1 pseudogene is annotated in these 385 nt (G+C 75.6%); it reads left to right on the forward strand.

Features of this window, described 5'->3' with window-relative positions:
* Positions 1-385, forward strand: a pseudogene (locus tag D8M35_RS16770) (hypothetical protein); the annotation flags it as partial.

Consider the following 385-nt stretch of genomic DNA (forward strand, 5'->3'; position numbering starts at 1 on the left):
GGACACGGCACCCGCGGGGACGACGGCACCGGAGCAGTCGACGACACCGGAGCAGTCCCCGACGCCGTCGGCTCGTGACGACCTGCCGGTCGACGACTACCCGCTCGACGACGAACCGTACGACGACCGATCGCCGTTCCCCGATCCCGGGCCCTCCTCCGTCGGCCGGGCGGTCCCGCCCGGCCCCGGGCAAGGCCCGCAGCCGTCCTGCGCGGCGGCACGTCCGCGGACGAGCGAGCAGCCGACCGCCGGCGCGGCGGACACGGCACCCGCGGGGACGACGGCACCGGAGCAGTCGACGACACCGGAGCAGTCCCCGACGCCGTCGGCTCGTGACGACCTGCCGGTCGACGACTACCCGCTCGACGACGAACCGTACGACGAC

This window comes from Curtobacterium sp. HSID17257 (genome assembly GCF_003989515.1).
Lineage (GTDB): Bacteria > Actinomycetota > Actinomycetes > Actinomycetales > Microbacteriaceae > Curtobacterium.